Source organism: Ruegeria sp. ANG10 (assembly GCF_040705255.1).
Classification (GTDB): domain Bacteria; phylum Pseudomonadota; class Alphaproteobacteria; order Rhodobacterales; family Rhodobacteraceae; genus Ruegeria.
Genome location: NZ_JBFCVU010000009.1, coordinates 92,683 through 111,612, shown reverse-complemented (window position 1 = coordinate 111,612; position 18,930 = coordinate 92,683). Strand labels below are relative to the sequence as shown.

General features: G+C 58.6%; 21 protein-coding genes. 12 read left to right on the top strand and 9 right to left on the bottom strand.

The genetic code is table 11. The annotated features are described in order from the left end of the window. Positions 1 to 40 precede the first annotated feature (40 nt). The gene (locus tag AB1A64_RS17445; protein WP_058283107.1) at positions 41 to 727 is read left to right on the top strand and encodes a response regulator transcription factor; all 687 of its coding nucleotides are present in this window, start codon (positions 41 to 43) and stop codon (positions 725 to 727) included. A gap of 190 nt (positions 728 to 917) precedes the next feature. Here AB1A64_RS17445 and AB1A64_RS17440 read toward each other — a convergent pair whose 3' ends face one another. Then, the gene (locus AB1A64_RS17440; RefSeq protein ID WP_366552643.1) at positions 918 to 1,373 is read right to left on the bottom strand and encodes a hypothetical protein; all 456 of its coding nucleotides are present in this window, start codon (positions 1,371 to 1,373) and stop codon (positions 918 to 920) included. Between the two features lie 224 nt (positions 1,374 to 1,597). Between AB1A64_RS17440 and AB1A64_RS17435 the strand changes: the two genes are divergently transcribed. The 4 genes from AB1A64_RS17435 to AB1A64_RS17420 all read left to right on the top strand — a co-directional run bounded on the left by AB1A64_RS17435 (position 1,598) and on the right by AB1A64_RS17420 (position 4,231). Continuing rightward, on the top strand, positions 1,598 to 2,386 hold the full coding sequence (locus tag AB1A64_RS17435) for an exodeoxyribonuclease III (protein WP_366552641.1): 789 nt from the start codon (positions 1,598 to 1,600) through the stop codon (positions 2,384 to 2,386). Between the two features lie 76 nt (positions 2,387 to 2,462). Then, on the top strand, positions 2,463 to 3,380 hold the full coding sequence (gene trxA, locus AB1A64_RS17430; protein ID WP_366552639.1) for a thioredoxin: 918 nt from the start codon (positions 2,463 to 2,465) through the stop codon (positions 3,378 to 3,380). Between the two features lie 27 nt (positions 3,381 to 3,407). Then, positions 3,408 to 4,049: an LON peptidase substrate-binding domain-containing protein gene (locus tag AB1A64_RS17425; protein ID WP_366552637.1), complete on the top strand. Its 642-nt coding sequence runs from the start codon at positions 3,408 to 3,410 to the stop codon at positions 4,047 to 4,049. Then, entirely contained in the window at positions 4,046 to 4,231 is a 186-nt protein-coding gene (locus tag AB1A64_RS17420) for a Trm112 family protein (protein ID WP_366552635.1), read from the top strand. Before AB1A64_RS17425 ends, AB1A64_RS17420 begins: the two co-directional genes overlap by 4 nt. Here AB1A64_RS17420 and AB1A64_RS17415 read toward each other — a convergent pair. Beyond that, positions 4,228 to 5,490, bottom strand: a complete 1,263-nt coding sequence (locus tag AB1A64_RS17415; protein ID WP_366552633.1) for an FAD-dependent monooxygenase — start codon at positions 5,488 to 5,490, stop codon at positions 4,228 to 4,230. The two genes, AB1A64_RS17420 and AB1A64_RS17415, sit on opposite strands and share 4 nt — an antisense overlap. Before the next feature lie 54 nt (positions 5,491 to 5,544). Between AB1A64_RS17415 and AB1A64_RS17410 the strand changes: the two genes are divergently transcribed. The 4 genes from AB1A64_RS17410 (at position 5,545) to AB1A64_RS17395 (ending at position 11,718) form a co-directional block, all read left to right on the top strand. Continuing rightward, a complete protein-coding gene (locus AB1A64_RS17410; RefSeq protein WP_366552631.1) occupies positions 5,545 to 6,873 on the top strand; it encodes an amidase family protein in 1,329 nt (442 codons plus the stop codon). A 109-nt stretch (positions 6,874 to 6,982) separates the two neighbouring features. After that, entirely contained in the window at positions 6,983 to 8,164 is a 1,182-nt protein-coding gene (locus AB1A64_RS17405) for an aminotransferase class I/II-fold pyridoxal phosphate-dependent enzyme (protein ID WP_366552629.1), read from the top strand. A 14-nt stretch (positions 8,165 to 8,178) separates the two neighbouring features. Further along, positions 8,179 to 11,082, top strand: coding sequence for a DNA translocase FtsK (locus AB1A64_RS17400; RefSeq protein ID WP_366552627.1), 2,904 nt, complete (start codon positions 8,179 to 8,181; stop codon positions 11,080 to 11,082). 39 nt (positions 11,083 to 11,121) lie between these two features. Continuing rightward, positions 11,122 to 11,718, top strand: coding sequence for an outer membrane lipoprotein carrier protein LolA (locus tag AB1A64_RS17395; protein WP_366552625.1), 597 nt, complete (start codon positions 11,122 to 11,124; stop codon positions 11,716 to 11,718). Between the two features lie 12 nt (positions 11,719 to 11,730). Here AB1A64_RS17395 and AB1A64_RS17390 read toward each other — a convergent pair whose 3' ends face one another. Both AB1A64_RS17390 and AB1A64_RS17385 read right to left on the bottom strand, forming a co-directional pair. Further along, positions 11,731 to 12,312, bottom strand: a complete 582-nt coding sequence (locus tag AB1A64_RS17390; protein ID WP_366552623.1) for a lytic transglycosylase — start codon at positions 12,310 to 12,312, stop codon at positions 11,731 to 11,733. Positions 12,313 to 12,372: 60 nt separating this feature from the next. Beyond that, entirely contained in the window at positions 12,373 to 13,254 is an 882-nt protein-coding gene (locus tag AB1A64_RS17385; protein ID WP_366552621.1) for an AEC family transporter, read from the bottom strand. Positions 13,255 to 13,334: 80 nt separating this feature from the next. Between AB1A64_RS17385 and hspQ the strand changes: the two genes are divergently transcribed. Further along, positions 13,335 to 13,661: a heat shock protein HspQ gene (hspQ, locus tag AB1A64_RS17380; RefSeq protein WP_170398253.1), complete on the top strand. Its 327-nt coding sequence runs from the start codon at positions 13,335 to 13,337 to the stop codon at positions 13,659 to 13,661. A 25-nt stretch (positions 13,662 to 13,686) separates the two neighbouring features. On the opposite strand, the gene AB1A64_RS17375 is transcribed toward hspQ, so the two are convergent. The 3 genes from AB1A64_RS17375 to AB1A64_RS17365 all read right to left on the bottom strand — a co-directional run bounded on the left by AB1A64_RS17375 (position 13,687) and on the right by AB1A64_RS17365 (position 16,287). Further along, positions 13,687 to 15,264 (bottom strand): gamma-glutamyltransferase family protein, encoded by a 1,578-nt coding sequence (locus tag AB1A64_RS17375; RefSeq protein ID WP_366552619.1) that lies wholly within the window; start codon positions 15,262 to 15,264, stop codon positions 13,687 to 13,689. Between the two features lie 211 nt (positions 15,265 to 15,475). Then, positions 15,476 to 15,916, bottom strand: coding sequence for an ATP-binding protein (locus AB1A64_RS17370; protein WP_366552617.1), 441 nt, complete (start codon positions 15,914 to 15,916; stop codon positions 15,476 to 15,478). Between the two features lie 32 nt (positions 15,917 to 15,948). Continuing rightward, positions 15,949 to 16,287 carry an STAS domain-containing protein gene (locus AB1A64_RS17365; RefSeq protein ID WP_170362337.1) on the bottom strand — a complete coding sequence of 113 codons (339 nt, stop codon included), beginning with the start codon at positions 16,285 to 16,287 and terminating at the stop codon, positions 15,949 to 15,951. Between the two features lie 101 nt (positions 16,288 to 16,388). On the opposite strand from AB1A64_RS17365, the gene AB1A64_RS17360 reads away from it, so the two are divergent. Continuing rightward, a complete protein-coding gene (locus AB1A64_RS17360; RefSeq protein ID WP_366552615.1) occupies positions 16,389 to 17,561 on the top strand; it encodes an acetyl-CoA C-acyltransferase in 1,173 nt (390 codons plus the stop codon). Between the two features lie 54 nt (positions 17,562 to 17,615). Beyond that, entirely contained in the window at positions 17,616 to 18,068 is a 453-nt protein-coding gene (locus AB1A64_RS17355; protein WP_366552613.1) for a GAF domain-containing protein, read from the top strand. A gap of 53 nt (positions 18,069 to 18,121) precedes the next feature. On the opposite strand, the gene AB1A64_RS17350 is transcribed toward AB1A64_RS17355, so the two are convergent. Then, positions 18,122 to 18,511 carry an SHOCT domain-containing protein gene (locus AB1A64_RS17350; protein ID WP_366552611.1) on the bottom strand — a complete coding sequence of 130 codons (390 nt, stop codon included), beginning with the start codon at positions 18,509 to 18,511 and terminating at the stop codon, positions 18,122 to 18,124. Between the two features lie 114 nt (positions 18,512 to 18,625). Next, positions 18,626 to 18,895 carry a DUF1294 domain-containing protein gene (locus AB1A64_RS17345; RefSeq protein ID WP_366552609.1) on the bottom strand — a complete coding sequence of 90 codons (270 nt, stop codon included), beginning with the start codon at positions 18,893 to 18,895 and terminating at the stop codon, positions 18,626 to 18,628. Positions 18,896 to 18,930: the final 35 nt, after the last annotated feature.

Genomic DNA, 18,930 nt, shown 5'->3' with positions numbered 1-18,930 from the left:
TCCGCGCGCAAGTGGTGGAAAAGGCTTAGGAGGACCGGACATGGCTCAGCTCAAGAAAATCCTGCTGGTGGATGACGATGAAGACCTGCGCGAGGCGCTTAGCGAGCAACTCGTAATGACCGAGGATTTCGACGTGTTCGAAGCTCATGACGGTCAGTCCGCGATGGAGCGGGCGCGCGAAGCGATTTACGATCTGGTCATTCTGGACGTTGGCCTGCCGGATACTGACGGGCGCGAGCTGTGCCGCCTGATGCGCAAGCAAGGTGTAAAAAGCCCGATTCTGATGCTGACCGGCCATGACAGCGACGCAGATACAATCCTGGGTCTGGATGCCGGTGCGAACGACTATGTCTCGAAACCGTTCAAGTTTCCGGTGCTGCTGGCCCGTATTCGTGCCCAGTTGCGCCAGCATGAACAATCCGAGGATGCGGTGTTCGTTCTGGGACCGTACACGTTCAAGCCGGCGATGAAGATGCTGATCACCGAAGAAGATCGCAAAATCCGGCTGACCGAGAAAGAAACCAATATTCTCAAGTTCTTGTACCGTTCGACCGACGGCGTGGTTGCCCGCGACGTTCTGCTGCATGAGGTCTGGGGCTATAACGCCGGTGTCACCACCCACACGTTGGAGACGCATATCTATCGCCTGCGCCAGAAAATCGAGCCTGATCCGTCAAATGCGCGCCTTTTGGTCACAGAATCGGGTGGATATCGCTTGGTCTCTTAACTCGTTGTGGATTGACGTGGATCAAAGTGATACTCTGGATACGTAATTAGATTACTCCCAACCCGCGCATGTCCGGGTTATGACATGCACCTCCCTGTTGGACTGCCGGGCCTGATGGCCCGGCCTTTTTTTAAATAAGCTGGGTCGAAGATACAAATCCGATTGCCAGATTTGTTTTCTCGATCACAGTTTAGCTGGTGCCGTCGTTTTCCAGAACGGTACCGTAGGTAATGCCGCTGCGCAGGCTGCGGAAATCAGCATAAATCTTGCCATCTTCAAAGGTGGCATCGATCAACCCGTTGATCTGGCGGTCTTCTCCGACCCGGGTTTCAACCATGGCGATTGAACCAGTGCCATCGCGGCTGATTGTTCCGGTAACCTGACCTTCGTTCCACCGGTCCGAGCCGGTCCGGCTCCATTTGCTGGTTCCCCAGAATGCATTGTCCTGCTGTTCTTTGATCTCAAGAACCCATTCGGATTGATTAAAACGCGGGGCTCCGTCGCTGTGTTCGTTGGGCAGGGCCGCAACGGTGTGGGTGCCGCTCCAGACGCCGCGCAAATCAGGTGTGTTTTCCGCAACTGCATGGGTGGCAAAGGCAAGGGTGCTGGCCAGCGCGGCGGCGCCAAGTGTCTTGAATTTGGTCATGGTTTCCTCCGTTTTCTAGTCATAAATGTTGGAAACAGATGATCTGATTTCCATGTTGGCGACGAAACATAAACTGGATTTAACCTGCGCTTTATGTTGCGAACGGTGTGGTGGATTGAGCCCGTTTGCCCTCAAAACCAAAAACTGGCTCAGGACAATTTTTTCTCGTGGCACCGGCGGAAACGCCACGCTAACCTGCGCCAATTGCGACAGAGGAATCCCCCATGCCCTTTACCCTTGCCACCTGGAACATCAACTCGGTCCGCCTGCGCGAGCCTATCGTGCTGAAATTGCTGCAGGAGGAAGCGCCGGATGTACTGTGTCTACAGGAGTGCAAGTCGCCGGTCGAAAAGATCCCGACCGAAGGGTTTGCGGAACTGGGCTATACCCACATGGTTGCACGTGGACAAAAGGGCTATAACGGCGTTGCCATCCTGTCTCGGCTGCCAATTGAAGAAGTAGGTGATAAGGATTTCGCGGGTCTCGGTCATGCGCGACACATTGCCGGACGGTTGGAGAATGGGGTCACCATCCACAACTTCTATGTCCCCGCAGGTGGCGACGTGCCGGATCGTGAAAAGAACGAGAAGTTCGGGCAGAAGCTCGACTACCTCAGCGAAATGCGCGATTGGTTCCATGCGGAAAAGCCGGAAAAATCCATTCTGGTGGGGGATCTGAACATCGCCCCGCGCGAGGATGACGTCTGGTCGCACAAACAATTGCTCAAGGTCGTCTCACACACTCCGATCGAGGTCGAAGCACTGGCTGAAACCCAGGATGCGGGCGCTTGGGTCGATATCACCCGCCAGGATATTCCCGAGGGGCAATTGTACAGTTGGTGGTCCTATCGCGCGCGCGATTGGGATGCGGCCGATAAGGGGCGGCGGCTGGATCACGTCTGGGCCACGCCCGATATCTCGAACGCGGGCCATTCCAGCCGCGTCTTGCGTGATGCACGCGGATGGGAAAAACCCAGCGACCACGCACCCGTTTTTGCCAGTTTCGACCTGTAATTGCGCAACTCTGCCCTTGGTTTCCGCTGCCAGCGGTTGCATATAGGGCGCAAGTTCGAACCGGAGAGTGAAAACCATGGATCTTCTGAACGCCGCAGCCAGCCCCGAGGCCACCGATCTGATCAAGGACGGGTCCGAGGCGACCTTTATGGCCGACGTGGTCGAGGCGTCTCAGGAAACGCCTGTCATCGTTGATTTCTGGGCGCCTTGGTGCGGGCCATGCAAGACGCTGGGGCCCGCCCTGGAAGAAGCTGTAACCGCTGCCAAGGGTGCGGTGAAGATGGTCAAGATCAACGTGGATGAGGCGCAGATGATCGCGTCGCAAATGCGTATTCAGTCGATCCCGACCGTTTATGCCTTTTTCAAAGGTCAGCCCATCGACGGGTTTCAGGGCGCTCAGCCGGGTTCGGAAATCAAGGCTTTTGTTGATCGCGTGATCGAAGCCGCGGGCGGCGAAAGCCCCGGTGGGCAGTTGGATGACGCGGTCGAAGCTGCCGAAGATATGCTGGCCGATGGCGCCGCTGTTGATGCGGCCCAAACCTTTGCTGCGATTTTGGGCGAAGATCCGAACCATGCCGGGGCTTACGGCGGGCTGGTTCGTGCGCATATTGCATCCGGTGATCTGGAACAGGCCGAAGCCATTCTGAACGGCGCACCTGCCGAGATTTCCACCTCGGCCGAGGTGGAGGCGGCGCATGCGCAGTTGGAACTGGCCAAGCAGGCCGCTGATGCCGGTCCGGTGGCCGAATTGACCGCTGCGGTCGAGGCTGATCCCGACAATCTTCAGGCCCGTTTCGATCTGGCACAGGCACTACACGCCAACGGCAATGTCGAGGAGGCCGTGGCGCAGTTGCTGGACCTGTTCCGCCGTGATCGCGAATGGAATGACGGTGCCGCCAAGACGCAGCTGTTCACCATCTTCGACGCGCTCAAGCCCAATGATCCGATTGTTCTGAACGGGCGGCGCAAGCTCAGCTCGATGATATTTGCCTAATTCGGGATCAGAGCTACACTCGGATACATGATGCATCCCGCTGATCTGCCGGAAACGGTATCCGTTTTTCCATTGCCGGGGGCGCTGTTGTTGCCCCGTTCGCGCCTGCCGCTGCATATTTTCGAGCCGCGCTATCTGCAGATGCTGGACGACGCCCTGAAAACACAGGAGCGGCTGATCGGTATGGTGCAGCCGAACCCGTGTCAGACCAACGAAGACAATCTGCACCAAATCGGTTGCGCCGGGCGGGTCACACAGTTTTCGGAAACCGAAGATGGCCGGTATCTGATTACTCTGACCGGAATTTCCCGGTTTCGAGTCCAGTCCGAGTTGGACGCCTTTACCCCGTACCGGCGCTGTGCCGTGTCGTGGGGTGGCTTTGATCGCGATCTGGGCAGGGCTGAGATCGACGATGGGTTTGACCGCCGCTCGTTTTTGGGATTGCTGGAGCGGTTTTTTGCCTCGCGCCAGCTTTCGACCGATTGGGATACGTTGAAAGACGCAGATGATGAGTTGCTGGTGAATTCACTGTCGATGCTGCTGGATTTTGATCCCGAGGAAAAACAGGCGCTGCTTGAGGCCCCCTGTCTGCGCACCCGGCGCGAGACCCTAACGACACTGATAGAATTCGCCATGCGCGGCGGCACGAATGAGGAAAAACTGCAATGACTGAGCCCCAACACCCTTTCGACCGGCATATGCTTGAGGCACTGATTTGTCCGCAGACACACACGACCTTGCATTATGATGCCGAAAAGCAGGAACTGGTGTCCAAGGCGGCCAATCTGGCCTTTCCGATCCGAAATGGGATTCCGGTGATGTTGGTCGATGAAGCGCGCGAACTGGACTAGATCGCGCGACCCTGCAGCAGTTTTGGCAGGTCTCCGGTCAGCCCGGCGGCCTCACGCACAAAGCCACGGCGCAGGCCGGGCAACGAGCCCACAATTCCCATCCCAATGTCGCGTCCGATCCGCAGCAGCGGGTTGTCGTTGGAAAACAGTTTGTTGAACACATCTGTCGCCATGGCCAGCGCCGCCGTGTCGAACCGCCGCCATTCCTGATAGCGTTCCAGTACCAGAACCGATCCGATATCCTCGCCGCGCCGTCCGGCAAGCGTCAGCACCTCGGCCAAGGCTCCGACGTCGCGCAGACCTGCGTTCAGGCCTTGCCCGGCGATGGGGTGCATGCCGTGGGCGGCGTCTCCGACCAGGGCCATGCGATCGCCGATGAAAGAATTGGCGATGGTCAGGTTCAGCGGATAGGTGAACCGGTCGCCTTGCAGGCGGATATCACCCAGAAAATCGCCGAACCGGGGCCGCAGGACCTGCAGGTATTCGTCCTCGGGCAGGGCGTTGACGTGCCGGGCCGTCTCGGTCCGCTCACTCCAGACGATCGAGCTGCGATTGCCGGTCAGGGGAAGAATGGCAAGCGGGCCGGGTGGCATGAAAAACTGATGGGCCACGCCGTCGTGGGGCAGGTCATGTTCGATGGCGCAGACCAGTGCGGTCTGGCCGTAATCCCAGCCAGTACGCTTGATGCCTGCCCGCGTGGCGGTGCCGCTGCGGCGACCGTCGCAACCGACCAGCATTGAACCGGTCAGGGTGGTGCCGTCATCCAAGGACAGCGTCACGCCGTTCGCATCAGACTCCTGTGCAACAACGGTTCTGCCACTGATTTCGGTGATGCCTTTTTCCTCGGCAATGGCGTCCATAAAGGCGCGGCGCAGGTGGCGATCTTCGACCATATAGCCCATCGGGCCTTCTTCGATCTCGGCGTGGTCGAAATGCATGAAGAACGGGGATGGCCCAACGCCTGCATGCCCATCGGTCACCTTGATTTCCAACATCGGCTGGGCGTGTTCGGCCACGCGATCCCAGACCCCGATCGCATCCAGCAACCTTTGCGAGGCTAGCGCCAGCGCATAGGCACGCCCATCAAAGGCTGCGTTCTTGCGCACTTTTTCCGCCAGCGCGTCAATCACGGTGACCGAGTGGCCGGTCTGCGTCAGTGCCAAAGCCAATGCCGGGCCGTTCAGGCCGCCGCCCACGATCAGGATATCCGAGGTTTGTTCCATGCCCCGCAATATGCGCGCCCATTCGGGATTGTCCATGTGCGGTCCTGTCGCTACCGTCCGTCAAAGCGCAATTTTTTCGAGGGGGCGATGATGCAGGATTGGCTGACCATGACGGCGTGTGATCTGGGTCGGGGCATCGGTATGGGGCGGATTGACCCGGTTGAATTGACCGAAACCTACCTGTCGGCCATCGACGACCATCCCCACAGCGACCGAATCTATGCCCGTGTCACCCATGACCGCGCCCGATCTGAGGCCGCAGCGGCGCAAGCCCGCGCCAAGCTGGGGCAGCGCCTGTCGCTTTTGGACGGGGTGCCGATAAGCTGGAAAGACCTGTTCGACACCGCTGGTATCGGAACCGAGTCCGGGTCTGCCCTGCTAAAAGGTCGGGTGCCGGAAAGTGACGCGGTCGTGGTCCGCAACGCCACCGCATTGGGGGCGGTCTGTTTGGGTAAAACTCATATGAGCGAGCTGGCCTTTTCCGGCCTTGGCCTGAATCCGATCACCGGAACGCCGCCCTGCGTCGATGATGTAGATGCGGTGCCGGGCGGATCCTCGTCTGGTGCCGGGGCATCGGTAGCTTGGGGGTTGGCGGCTGGGGGGATCGGCTCAGACACCGGCGGATCGGTGCGTATACCGGCGGCCTGGAACAATCTGGTGGGGCTGAAAACCACCGCCGGGCGGATCAGCCTGGAAGGGGTAGTGCCCTTGTGCCTGCGCTTCGATACCGCCGGTCCGCTGACCCGCTCAGTTGAGGATGCCGCGCATATGCTGGCGCTGTTGGAAGGGGGCCCCCCGGCGGACCAGCGGGGGGCCAGCCTGAAAGGTCGGCGCTTTGCTGATTTGCAAAACGTGGCCAAGGATGACCTGCGCGATGCGCCCCGCAAAGCTTTTGACGACGCTGTTGACCGGTTGCGCGATGCTGGCGCGGAAATCGTGCCATTGGAAGTGCCCGAACTGGATGAGGCGATGGGGCTTTCGGGCCTTCTCTACACCACCGAAGCATATGGATTGTGGCGCGACGTGATCGAGGCCAACCCTGACGCGATGTATCCTGAGATTTTGGCTCGGTTCCGTGCAGGCAAGGATACCTCTGGTCCCGATTACGTCGCCGCATGGTCCAAGCTGAAAGCCTGCCGTGCCGCGTGGGATGCGGCCACGTCTGGCTTTGACGCCGTTCTGGCCCCTACAGCCCCGATTCTGCCACCGAATCTGGACCGGTTGATGAACGATCATGATTATTACGTCACCGAAAACCTGCTGGCGTTGCGTAATACGCGGATTGGCAACCTGATGGGGCTTGCGGCCCTGACCCTGCCCACCGGCACCCCCGGTTGCGGGCTGATGATGTTGGGTTATCCGGGCTCGGAAGAAGTGCTTTTGCGACTTGGATCAGCAGCCGAAGCAGCATTGGCCTGAATGCCACAATCCCCTGATTCGGCACCTCTTTGTCTGGACGAAGCGGGGTGCGGCCTGTAATCTGCCAAAAAAACGGGGCGAAAATGATCCCGATATTGAGGAAGCAGTTATGAATTTCCCCGAGCGGTTTTCGAACCTACCGGAATACGCATTTCCGCGTTTACGCACCCTGTTGGACCACCATCAGCCGGGTGGAGACGTGATTCACATGACCATCGGCGCGCCGATGCATGACTTCCCGGCTTGGGTGACGGATGTGATCATGGAAAATGCCGCGGGTTTTCAGGGCTATCCGCCAAATGAAGGTTCGCCCGAGCTGCGCGGCGCGATCACCGACTGGATCAAGCGCCGCTATGGCGTGGCGATGGACCCCGAAACCAACGTGATGGCCCTGAACGGCACGCGCGAGGGGTTGTATAACGCAGCCATGGCGCTGTGCCCGGAACAGAAGAACGGCCAGAAGCCGGTCGTCTTGTGCCCGAACCCGTTTTATCAGGTTTATATGGTCGCCTCGATCTCGGTTGCGGCCGAGCCGGTCTTTGTGCCTGCGACCGCCGCAACGGGTCATCTGCCGGATTACGCAGGGCTGCCCGAGGATGTGCTGAACCGCACCGCCGTGGCCTATATCTGCTCACCCGCCAACCCGCAGGGGGCCGTTGCCTCGCGCGATTACTGGGCCGAGCTGATCCAATTGGCCGAAAAATACGATTTCCGCATCTTCGCGGATGAATGTTATTCCGAGATTTACCGCAATAATGCCCCAGCCGGGGCCTTGACCGTAGCGCAGGAACTGGGCGCCGATCCTGAACGGGTCACCTTGTTCAACTCACTGTCGAAACGGTCGAACCTGGCGGGGCTGCGGTCCGGCCTGATTGCGGGCGGGCCTGAAACGATCAAACGGGTCAAGCAGTTGCGCAGTTACGCGGGCGCGCCATTGCCAGCCCCCTTGCAGGCCGCAGCGGCACGGGTTTGGGCGGATGAGGCGCATGTGGCCGAGAACCGCGCGCTGTATCAGGAAAAATACGCGATCGCCGACGAGGTTTTCGCCAATGTTCAGGGCTATATGCCGCCCGAGGCCGGGTTTTTCCTGTGGCTTCCGGTCGAAAACGGCGAAGAAACCGCATTGAGGCTGTGGCAGCAGACCGGGGTACGGGTGCTGCCGGGCGCATATCTTTCTCAAGGTGATCCGGGGCAAAACCCGGGCGAACAATTTATCCGGGTCGCGATGGTGGCCCCAAAAACAGAGATGAAGCGCGGGCTGATCACGCTCCGCGACTGCATCTATTCGTGAGGTACGAGGGCAAAATGGCATCATATAACGCGCGTAACCGCGATCCATTGCTGGACAGCACGACTCAGGCCGCGATTGAGCGGCGCAGCAAAGAGCTGATCGGGATCGCCCTGATCCTGCTGGGGCTGGCCGCTGCGGCAATGATCTGGTCCTACACGCCGGATGACCCGAACTGGATGGTGTCTACGGACGCGCCGGTGCAGAACTGGATGGGGCGGATCGGGGCCTCGATCGCCGCACCGTTGTTCATGATCGTGGGCTGGGGCAGCTGGAGCATCGCGCTGGTGTTGATCGGCTGGGGCGTTCGCTTTGCCGGGCATTTCGGCGAAGAACGTGCGGTTGGCCGCCTGATCTTTGCGCCGATCTGGATCGCCATTGTCTCGGTCTATGCTGCAACGCTGGTGCCGGGTGAAGCCTGGCGCGCGACCCACAGCTTTGGTTTGGGTGGTCTGTTCGGTGATACCGTAATGGGTGCGCTTCTGACGCTGCTGCCGATTTCCTCGCATTTCATGGTCAAGCTGATGTCACTGGCGATGGCTGCCGGGATGCTGGCGTTGGGTGTCTTTGTGCTGGGCTTTACCAAGGCGGATGTGCGCAAAGGTTTCCGCGCCTTCCTGCTTGGTCTGGTCATGGCCTATGACATGTTGATGAACATGCTGGGTCGCGGGGCCACTGCGACCGCGCAGGCCGCGCGCGAGCGCCGCACGCAGTGGGAGGAACGCAAAGCCGCCCGTACAGAAGCGGCGGACGCCGTGTTTGAGGATGATCTGGCCTATGCCGATCCGGTGTTCGAAGAGCCGGAGTTTGATGACCCCGTGCCCGCCAAACCGGGCCTGTTGGCCCGGATGCCCAGCCTGATCCGCCGTCCCGAGCCGATGATCGAGCCTGAGTTGGTCGAGCCCGAACCCGTTGCGGGGTTTGACGAAATGCCGGGTGAGGACCGTATCCGGTCCAAGATCTCTGCCGCCGTGCGCAATCGCAAGGTCGCGATCGGCGAAATGACCCCCGAGCCTGATCCGAACCTACCGCTGACCAAAGGACGTGGCCGGGGGCCCGATCCGCTGATCCTGAACCCCAGAAGTGGTGACGAGCTACCGCCTGAGCCACCGATGACCTCGGCTGGCCTGCCGCCGGAACCGATGCTGACAGCGGAACCTGCGCCCGAATGGCAGCAAGAACCGCTGCATCAGGATTTTGCGTCCGAGCCGGATTTCGAAGACGAAGCCGTGTTCGAGGACGCACCCGCGCCCGAACCCGTACCGCAGCAGCACCCCGCGATGAAGATTCCGGTGGCCGAGCCGCGCAAACCGGTTGTTGCGCAGCCTGTGCGCCGGACCCCGCCGCCCTCGCGCCGCGCTCAGGCTGAGGCACAGCCGACCTTGTCCTTCGAGGAACGGCATTCCGATTTCGAATTGCCGCCGCTGAGCCTGTTGTCCAACCCCGCTAGCATTCAGCGCCATCACCTTAGCGACGAGGCGTTGGAAGAAAACGCGCGGATGCTGGAAAACGTGCTGGATGACTATGGCGTCAAGGGTGAGATCACCAGCGTCCGCCCCGGCCCGGTTGTCACCATGTACGAACTGGAACCGGCGCCGGGCCTGAAAGCCAGCCGTGTGATCGGTCTGGCCGACGACATCGCACGTTCGATGTCGGCGTTGTCGGCACGGGTTTCGACTCTGCCGGGTCGCTCGGTAATCGGGATCGAACTGCCGAATGAAAACCGTGAGATGGTGGTTCTGCGCGAAATTCTGGCCAGCCGAGATTTTGGCGACGGTAATCATGCGCTGCCTCTGGCATTGGGCAAGGATATCGGCGGCGAATCCATGGTCGCAAACCTGGCCAAGATGCCCCACTTGCTGATCGCGGGGACCACCGGGTCCGGTAAGTCTGTGGCGATCAACACCATGATCCTGTCGCTGCTGTACAAGCTGTCACCGGACGAATGCCGCTTGATCATGATCGATCCGAAGATGTTGGAACTGTCGGTCTATGACGGGATCCCGCATCTGCTGTCGCCCGTTGTAACCGACCCGAAAAAGGCGGTTGTGGCCCTGAAATGGGTCGTGGGTGAGATGGAGGACCGCTATCGCAAGATGTCCAAGATGGGCGTGCGTAATATCGCGGGCTACAACGGCCGTGTGAAGGACGCGATGGCCAAGGGCGAGTTGTTCAGCCGCACGGTCCAGACCGGGTTCGATGACGAAACCGGTGAACCGATGTTCGAGACCGAAGAATTCGCCCCCGAATCGATGCCTTACATCGTTGTCATCGTCGACGAGATGGCCGACCTGATGATGGTCGCGGGCAAGGAAATCGAAGCCTGCATTCAGCGTCTGGCGCAGATGGCGCGGGCCTCGGGCATTCACCTGATCATGGCCACGCAGCGCCCCTCGGTCGATGTGATCACCGGGACGATCAAGGCGAACTTCCCGACCCGAATTTCGTTCCAGGTGACTTCGAAAGTCGACAGCCGCACCATTCTGGGCGAAATGGGGGCTGAACAGCTGCTGGGGCAGGGTGACATGCTGTATATGGCAGGCGGTGCCAAGATCACACGCTGCCACGGTCCCTTTGTCTCGGACGAAGAAGTCGAAGAAATCGTCAACCACCTGAAACAGTTCGGCCCACCGGATTACATGAGCGGTGTTGTCGATGGACCGGCAGAAGAGAAGGCTGACAATATCGACGCCGTTCTGGGCCTGAATACAGGTGGCAACACCAACGGTGAAGATGCCCTCTATGATCAGGCCGTGGCGATTGTGATCAAGGATCGCAAATGTTCGACTTCGTACATCCAGCGGAAACTTGCCATTGGCTATAACAAGGCCGCGCGACTTGTTGAGCAAATGGAAGACGAAGGCGTTGTTTCTTCGGCGAATCACGTCGGTAAGCGGGAAATCCTCGTCCCCGAGCAGTAGGATATTTAATAACAAGGGCAAAGCGCTTATCTGGGTTTCATGAAACAGATTGCTTTTGCCCTTGCTCTGACCCTGGCCGCACCTGCCGCCTGGGCGGCCGACAAACTGCCATTGTCGCAGATATCCAATTATCTGAACGGTTTGAATACCGTTGAGACGACATTCACTCAGGTCAATGATGACGGCTCGTTGAGCACTGGTAAGCTGTGGATGCAGCGGCCGGGCAAGATGCGGTTCGAATATGATCCGCCCAACAGTGCCGTTGTTCTGGCCAACACGGGCACGGTGCAAATCTTTGACCCCAAGTCGAACCAGCCGCCCGAGCAATACCCGCTGAATCGGACACCGCTGTCACTGGTGCTGGCGCGCAATGTGAATCTGGGGCAGGCAAATATGGTCGTGGCGCATGACTTCGACGGCACCGCCACAGTTGTCACCGCTCAGGACCCAAAAAACCCCGATAGCGGACGGATCGAGCTGATGTTCACCGACAACCCGGTTGAGCTGCGCAAATGGGTGATCCATGACAATGCGGGCACGAAAACAACCGTGCTGCTTGGTCAGCTGGATACAGGTAGCAGCCTAAGCCGGGATCTGTTTACCAAAGCGAAAAGAAGCGGGTCAGGCAATCGCTGACCCGCGTTCGATTCAGTGGCGGCAGCCTGACAGCTGCGCCTGATACAGTTTGGCGCGCGCATCCACATCATTGGCGACATTCAGCAACCAGGTCTTGCTATAGTGGCTGCCCCGGGCATAGCCGGTGTGGCCCTCATGATAGGCAAGATACTGGTTGCGGGTGTCACTGGGGTGAATGCCGTTCCGCTGATGACTTTTGTTCATGTACCAGCCGATAAAATCCGACGCATCGCGGATACGGTCGCGCTTGGCCCGGCGCTTGCCGGTCTCGCGCTGGTATTCATCCCAGGTGCCATCCAACGCCTGGCTGAAGCCATAGGCGCTGCTCTGCCGGCCCATCGGGATTACACCCAGAACGTATTTATGCGGTGTGCGCGCATCATGCTTATAGCGGCTTTCCTGATAGATCGTCGCCATTTGAACGTGAACCGGGACGCCCCATTTCCGCTCGGTGCTTTTGAAGGCCTTCATATAATCGGGCCGTTCGCGCGCAATGCTGCACGCGTCATTCAGTTTGCTGGGCGGCTGTTTGGAACCACCCCCACAGGATGCCAAAAGCAGCACCCCGAAGAGTACGATAAGAATTCTGCTCATGTGCCTCGTGCCTTTTTTCTTTATTCTAGCGCAGATTGAGCGTTTAGGGAATCACAATCGCTACAGAATAATCGCGAGAATTATAGGTAATGCGCCCACGGACAACGCTGTTGAGACCATGACCATCCCGGCAACCGCGTCGGAATCGGCATCGAACCGCTCGGCCAGTAGGTATGAAGTTACTGCCACCGGAGTACACATCTGCAGCACTAGAACGCCAAAGGCCACGGCTTCGAGTTTGAAGATCAGCGCAACAGACCATCCCAGTGCGAAACACACAGCCAGTTTAAGAAATGAAAGCCAGACCGCCTGACCCAGCCGGTGCGTTGTCAGCCGCGCGACCGCCACGCCCAGCGTTATCAGCATCAGGGGCACTGCCATCTGGCCCAACAATTCCAATGTGTTAGTCAGAAATAGGGGCGTCTGCCATCCGCGCCACAAAAACAGCGCCCCCAATAGGGTGGCCCAGACCATCGGTTCGCGCACGACTTTGCCGAACGCGCCTTTTCCGGCCACAAGGTAGATGCCGTAAGTAAACGAAAACAATGCTGTTACTGACAGGAAAATGACCGCATAGCCCAACCCGGCCTGGCCAAAGGCGAAAATGCACAAAGGAAGACCCAAATTTCCGGTATTTCCGAATATCAGCGGCGAAAGATAGGTGCGCTGTTCAAGTTTCAGCCCCCGGACGATCAGCCAGAAGACCGCTGCCATCACCAGATTGGCAACGATTGTCGCAACGGTAAAACGGGAAAGATCGCCGCCCGGAATGTCGGTTTGCATCAGCGCCACAAAGATCAGGCTGGGCACAGCAAGGGTCATGGCAAAGCGGGTGACGAACTGCAGGCGATACTCGAATCCCAGCTTGACCCAGGCAAAACCGATCGCCGCCAGAATAAAGACCGGGGCCACGATTTCGAATACTGTCAGCAAGAGGTTCACAGACTGTTTCCCTTATTTACGGATCAATGATTGGCATTTCGGCCCGGAAAGAGGTAGTAAGTTCAATGGGGGCATAAACTATGCTGAAGACACACGCCAAGTACGGCCTGGGACAGGTCGTCCGTCATAAAAAACATCCCTTCCGAGGGGTGATTTTTGACGTGGACCCCGAGTTTGCGAACACGGAAGAATGGTATCAGGCCATCCCCGAAGACAGCCGCCCGATCAAGGACCAACCGTTTTACCACTTGTTGGCGGAAAACGATCAATCCTTCTATGTGGCTTATGTTTCTGAACAAAATCTGGTCGCCGACCAATCGGGTGAGCCGGTTGAACACCCCGATATTCCCGATATGTTCGGTCCGTTCGAAAACGGCGCCTATCCGCTCCACTTCCATCTGAACTAAGGGTGCTTGGCCGGGTGTCGGCCCGTCAGTACCCAAGGGCGCACCCGTCTTTTCGCGGGTCGCTTGCGCCTTGTAGAACGCCATCCTCACAGATTCGAATTGCTTGTGCACCACCCAATGGCGTTTCTGGTATCTCTACAGTGTGGCCCAAATCACGTAATTGTTGGGCAGTGCTGGGCGAAATTCCGCGTTCCAGCTTCAATACGTCATTGTCAGCAAAGGCGCGTGGTGCCTCGATGTTGGCTTGAAGGCCCAACCCGTGGTCCGTCAAATTTGACACAAACCGGGCGTGGCCGGTGGGTTGATAGGCGCCACCCATCACGCCGAAAGGCATCAGTACACGACCATTTTGCTTCAACAGCCCCGGAATGATTGTGTGCATGGGTCGTTTGGCGCTGCCCAGTTCATTTGGATGACCCGATTGTAAGGTAAAGCCCGCGCCTCGGTTCTGAAGCAAAATGCCGTATTTTTCGGAAGCGATCCCCGAGCCGAAGCTGTGAAAGATGGAATAGATCAGCGAAACCGCCATTCTGTCCCGATCCACAACGGTGATATAGACGGTGTCCTTGTGAATCGCCTCGGTCAGCGGGGCGGCGGCGGGCATGGCGCGTTTTGGGTCGATCAGCGCGGCCAGCCTGTCGGCCACATCCTGATTCGTGAACCGATCCGCATGTGTTGTATGATCGGGATCGGCGATAAAGCGGTTGCGGGCGTCATAGGCGAGTTTCGAAGCCTCCGCCTCAATATGCAGACGCTGCGCCCCGAACGGGTCCATGCTGGCTAGGTCGAAGTTCTTGAGGATATTCAGCAGAAGAATGGCCGTGGCACCTTGGCCGTTCGGCGGATGTTCAACCAATTCCAACCCATTGTAATCACCGCTGACCGGCTGTGTTTCAGTGCAAGCGGTGGCCAGAAAATCCTCCATCGTATGAACGCCGCCCAGTTGGGTGAGTGCAGCGACCATGTCCTCGGCAATGTCACCAGAGTAAAACGCGTCCCGCCCGGTACGAGCAATTTGGCGCAAGACTTCTGCTTGCCCCCGAGAGCGAAACACCTGCCCAGCTTTAGGAGCGCTGTCATTGATCAGGTATTGCGTCCGCGCGGCCCCCTGTAGGGTGGCGGCCCCCGTTTCCCAGTCAAACGCCACCCTTGGGGCAACCGGCACCCCGGTTTCGGCATAGTGAATCGCGGGTTGCAGAATGGCCTCAAGCCCCAGCTTGCCTTCGGTTTGCGCCAGATGACAGAACGCATCGACGGCGCCGGGGATGGTTACAGCGTCTGCTGTGTTCAAAGGCACTCTTGTCAGCCCTTGGGCTCGCAGTTTTTCTGCGTTAGCTGCTGCAGGCGCACGGCCCGACCCATTCAGGGCGCGTATCTGATCCTCACCCGCCCGATTGAACAGCACGAAACAATCACCGCCCAGCCCGGTCATCTGAGGTTCGCAAATTCCCAGCAGCACCGCCCCGGCAATGGCGGCATCCATTGCGTTGCCGCCCTGGGTAAGAATGTCCACAGCTACTTTTGCGGCCAAGGGATGCGACGTGGCGCACATCCCTTCGGTTGCCAGAACTTCGGATCGGCCCGGTGAGTGAAAATCCCGCATGACATTTTTCCCCGATTGAACGCGCCGAAGGTATCGCGCGGTCCGGGGTTGTCCAGTCAAATCAAAGGGAAGTTCCTCGGCGCCGTTCACTGGGTGGGGGCTGTGACACGTGGCGCCGAGGGAAGCTATCTGAGCTACAGGTATTGTTTTGCCCTTTGTTTGCGGCATCACAATGGTTCGATCTGGGCCTTATTGTGACGTTTTCTTGCCGTCAGGCGGGCTCTGGAAAGTCAAAGCGTAGCGACAGCCGGTTGCATCCATTGCTTCGTTCATAGCGGATATCGCTGGTCAGTTCATGGATTAGAAACCAGCCGAACCCACCTTCGGGCAGGTCTTCAACCGTCGATCCCAATGATGCCGGGATGCCCTCGGGTACCCGAAATCCGGGTAACGGGTTGCCGGTGTCCGAGATCAGAATCTCAAGCCAGTTCTGATGCAGGCGGCACCGAACCTTCACCTTGGCCGGAGTTATGTCGGCATAGGCGTGTTCGACCACATTATTGATCGCTTCGGCCAGCGCGATTTTCACATCACCCGCTTTGTGTGCCGGAAGCCCATGCGCCGCCAACCCCCGGCTGAGTTGCGCGATCCCGGCGCTGGCCTCAGTCTCAGTTGCTGTGAAGCTCAGATCTAAACACTTGCCGTTGTGCATGGGCATCGCGCCTATTCAGATAGTCAATTAGGTCAATCCGCGGAGGTCGACAGGGCATCATCCAGGGTTGGATACAGTTTGAACACCGTGTCCATACGGGTCAGGCGGAATACCTTTTCAACAAAAGGGTGCAGCCCAGCCAGGTCCAGCCTGCGCTCATTTCCAAGCTGTTTCATCGAGGCGACGATGGCACCCAAGCCACTTGAATCGATGAACTCGACACTGGTCAGGTCCAGCACCACGCGCGTGGCCCCGCCTTCGGCCTGATTGCGCATGTCCTCCTTGAACTGGATGGCCATGGCCGCATCAATCCGGTCGGAGTGCACTTTGATAATCTGGGTTGCGTCGGTCGTTGTGCTGGTCAAGGCCATGCGCGACGGTCCTCTAATATGAAACTCGCTAGTAGAAATACGCTAGACGACAATTCTTACCATTCGGTATCCATCAAAGTTGAAAGAGGAGGATCATCGCGATGAAACAAGTTGTTATCGCGGGCGCGGCGCGGACGCCCATGGGCGGGTTTCAGGGAATGTTCGACGGTATCACCGCTGCTGAATTGGGCGGGACTGCCATTCGTGCTGCGCTGCGCGGCGCGGGCGCTGATACGGTCGACGAAGTGCTGATGGGCTGTGTTCTGCCCGCCGGCCAGGGCCAGGCCCCGGCGCGACAGGCCGGATTTGCGGCGGGATTGGGTGAAGAAGTGCCCGCGACAACCCTGAACAAGATGTGCGGGTCGGGAATGAAGGCTGCCATGATCGCCTTTGACCAGATTGCTCTGGGTCACGCTGATACGATGATCGCGGGTGGCATGGAGAGCATGACCAACGCCCCTTACCTGCTGCCGAAAATGCGCGGCGGTGCGCGCATCGGGCATGGTCAGGTCGTTGATCACATGTTTCTGGACGGGCTCGAGGACGCCTATGACAAAGGCCGCCTGATGGGCACCTTCGCCGAGGATTGTGCCGAAGCCTATCAATTCACGCGTGAGGCGCAGGACGAATACGCGCTGCAATCTCTCTCGAACGCCCTGTCCGCACAGGAAAGCGGTGCCTTCGAAGGGGAGATCACGCCTGTTACCTCCAAAACCCGCAAGGGTGAGGTCACTTTTGCCCAAGATGAACAGCCGCAATCCGCACGCCCAGATAAAATCCCGACGCTGAATCCCGCCTTTCGCAAGGATGGCACGGTTACGGCGGCCAATTCATCATCGATTTCTGACGGGGCGGCAGCGCTGGTTCTAGCTTCGGCTGAGGTAGCCGAAGCGCAGGGCCTGACTGTGCGTGCCCGGATTGTTGGTCATGCCAGCCACGCGCAGGCTCCGGGTCTGTTCACAACCGCGCCGGTTCCGGCGGCGCAGAAACTGCTGTCGAATATCGGCTGGTCCAAAGATGACGTCGACCTGTGGGAGGTGAACGAGGCCTTTGCCGTCGTACCCATGGCTTTCATGCACGAAATGGGCCTGCCGCGCGATCAGGTAAACGTAAATGGCGGGGCCTGCGCATTGGGGCATCCCATCGGCGCCTCGGGCGCGCGGATCATGGTCACTCTGCTCAACGCGCTGGAAAAGCGGAACCTCAAACGCGGCGTGGCTGCCATCTGCATCGGTGGCGGTGAAGGCACAGCCATCGCCATCGAACGCGTTTGACGCTTGGGTTTATTCCACATACTGCGGGATAAACCCTTTCCAAAGAGCTCAACCATGACCGCCGATTACGACACGCTTGCTAAAACCATCGCTGCCCTGACCGAAGGTGAAACGGATCAGGTTTCCCTGATGGCAACAATCGCTTGCGAGGTGCATCACGCCGATGACCGGTTTGACTGGACTGGCTTTTACCGCGTGACCCAGCCCGGTTTGTTAAAGATCGGTCCCTATCAGGGCGGGCACGGCTGTTTGGTCATCCCGTTCGACCGGGGCGTCTGTGGTGCCGCCGCGCGGACTGGCGAAGTGCAGCTTGTGCCGGATGTCGAAGCCTTTCCGGGTCACATCGCCTGTGCAACGTCCACCCGGTCAGAATTGGTGCTGCCAGTGTGGGATGCATCGGGAAAGGTGATTGCGGTGTTCGACATCGACAGCGATCAGCCGGACGCATTTACCGATCAGGACGCCACAGCGCTTGGCGCCATTCTGGCCGACGTCTTTGCAAAATGAAATCAGCCGGGACACGTCCCGGCTGATTGATGTTCAAAAAGGGTCGCGATTGGTCAGCTCGCCAGGATCTTGGCCTTTTGCGCGGTGAATTCCTCTTCCGTCAGGTGGCCGTTTTCCTTGAGCTTTGCGAGCCGTTCCAATTCATCCGCGGCGGATACGCTCGCGACCGAGCGGATGTAATCTTTCTGCGCCTCTTCTATTTGATTCATGGTCTCGACACTGTGCTGGTGCATCTTATCCCCGCGCACAATGAGATAGCACAGCACGCCCAGCCAGGGGATCAGGATCACAAAGGCGATCCACAACGCTTTGCCACCACCGCTCAGGTCCTTTGAGCGGAAGACATCGGCAACAACCGAAATCATCACCCAGAACCAGGCAACCATCAGGAACAACCAGAAGATTGACCAGACTATATCGAAAAAACCGATCCCATTATCCATGTTCGTCCAACCTTTTGCTTATCTGTAAAAAAATCCCTGGGTTCAGGGATCGCGTGATTGTAACAGACAGTTGGCGTCTTGGTTAGAGTATTGTTTAGACGGTAAAATTCCGCATCACATGAGATTGGGAACGTCGCCCCAAAGCCAGAGATAAATCAGGCTTGTCTGAAGCCCGAAAATTCCGAACAGCCAGGCCGAAAACCCGCGTTTGCGGGTCTTGTGTCTGAAAATCCAGCGCCCGACCACTGCGCCGGGACTGCCGCCAAGCGCGGCCAGCCATAATAGGCGGCGTTCCGACACCCGGTTTTTGCGCCGTCGTGCGCGGGCCTTGTCCCAGCCAAAGGCCAGTAATGTCAGGGTGTTGATCCCCCAAAGATAGATCACTGCAATCCACATGCGAAATGCATATCAAGCAAACT

What these genes read in the sequence shown, in the direction of transcription:
- AB1A64_RS17350 (WP_366552611.1), bottom strand. Translation starts at nt 18,511, where the DNA reads ATGGATAATGGGATCGGTTTTTTCGATATAGTCTGGTCAATCTTCTGG.
- AB1A64_RS17370 (WP_366552617.1), bottom strand. Translation starts at nt 15,916, where the DNA reads ATGCACAACGGCAAGTGTTTAGATCTGAGCTTCACAGCAACTGAGACT.
- AB1A64_RS17405 (WP_366552629.1), top strand. Translation starts at nt 6,983, where the DNA reads ATGAATTTCCCCGAGCGGTTTTCGAACCTACCGGAATACGCATTTCCG.
- AB1A64_RS17440 (WP_366552643.1), bottom strand. Translation starts at nt 1,373, where the DNA reads ATGACCAAATTCAAGACACTTGGCGCCGCCGCGCTGGCCAGCACCCTT.
- AB1A64_RS17375 (WP_366552619.1), bottom strand. Translation starts at nt 15,264, where the DNA reads ATGCGGGATTTTCACTCACCGGGCCGATCCGAAGTTCTGGCAACCGAA.
- trxA (WP_366552639.1), top strand. Translation starts at nt 2,463, where the DNA reads ATGGATCTTCTGAACGCCGCAGCCAGCCCCGAGGCCACCGATCTGATC.
- AB1A64_RS17395 (WP_366552625.1), top strand. Translation starts at nt 11,122, where the DNA reads ATGAAACAGATTGCTTTTGCCCTTGCTCTGACCCTGGCCGCACCTGCC.
- AB1A64_RS17425 (WP_366552637.1), top strand. Translation starts at nt 3,408, where the DNA reads ATGATGCATCCCGCTGATCTGCCGGAAACGGTATCCGTTTTTCCATTG.
- AB1A64_RS17390 (WP_366552623.1), bottom strand. Translation starts at nt 12,312, where the DNA reads ATGAGCAGAATTCTTATCGTACTCTTCGGGGTGCTGCTTTTGGCATCC.
- AB1A64_RS17410 (WP_366552631.1), top strand. Translation starts at nt 5,545, where the DNA reads ATGCAGGATTGGCTGACCATGACGGCGTGTGATCTGGGTCGGGGCATC.
- hspQ (WP_170398253.1), top strand. Translation starts at nt 13,335, where the DNA reads ATGCTGAAGACACACGCCAAGTACGGCCTGGGACAGGTCGTCCGTCAT.
- AB1A64_RS17365 (WP_170362337.1), bottom strand. Translation starts at nt 16,287, where the DNA reads ATGGCCTTGACCAGCACAACGACCGACGCAACCCAGATTATCAAAGTG.
- AB1A64_RS17355 (WP_366552613.1), top strand. Translation starts at nt 17,616, where the DNA reads ATGACCGCCGATTACGACACGCTTGCTAAAACCATCGCTGCCCTGACC.
- AB1A64_RS17420 (WP_366552635.1), top strand. Translation starts at nt 4,046, where the DNA reads ATGACTGAGCCCCAACACCCTTTCGACCGGCATATGCTTGAGGCACTG.
- AB1A64_RS17400 (WP_366552627.1), top strand. Translation starts at nt 8,179, where the DNA reads ATGGCATCATATAACGCGCGTAACCGCGATCCATTGCTGGACAGCACG.
- AB1A64_RS17445 (WP_058283107.1), top strand. Translation starts at nt 41, where the DNA reads ATGGCTCAGCTCAAGAAAATCCTGCTGGTGGATGACGATGAAGACCTG.
- AB1A64_RS17415 (WP_366552633.1), bottom strand. Translation starts at nt 5,490, where the DNA reads ATGGACAATCCCGAATGGGCGCGCATATTGCGGGGCATGGAACAAACC.
- AB1A64_RS17360 (WP_366552615.1), top strand. Translation starts at nt 16,389, where the DNA reads ATGAAACAAGTTGTTATCGCGGGCGCGGCGCGGACGCCCATGGGCGGG.
- AB1A64_RS17435 (WP_366552641.1), top strand. Translation starts at nt 1,598, where the DNA reads ATGCCCTTTACCCTTGCCACCTGGAACATCAACTCGGTCCGCCTGCGC.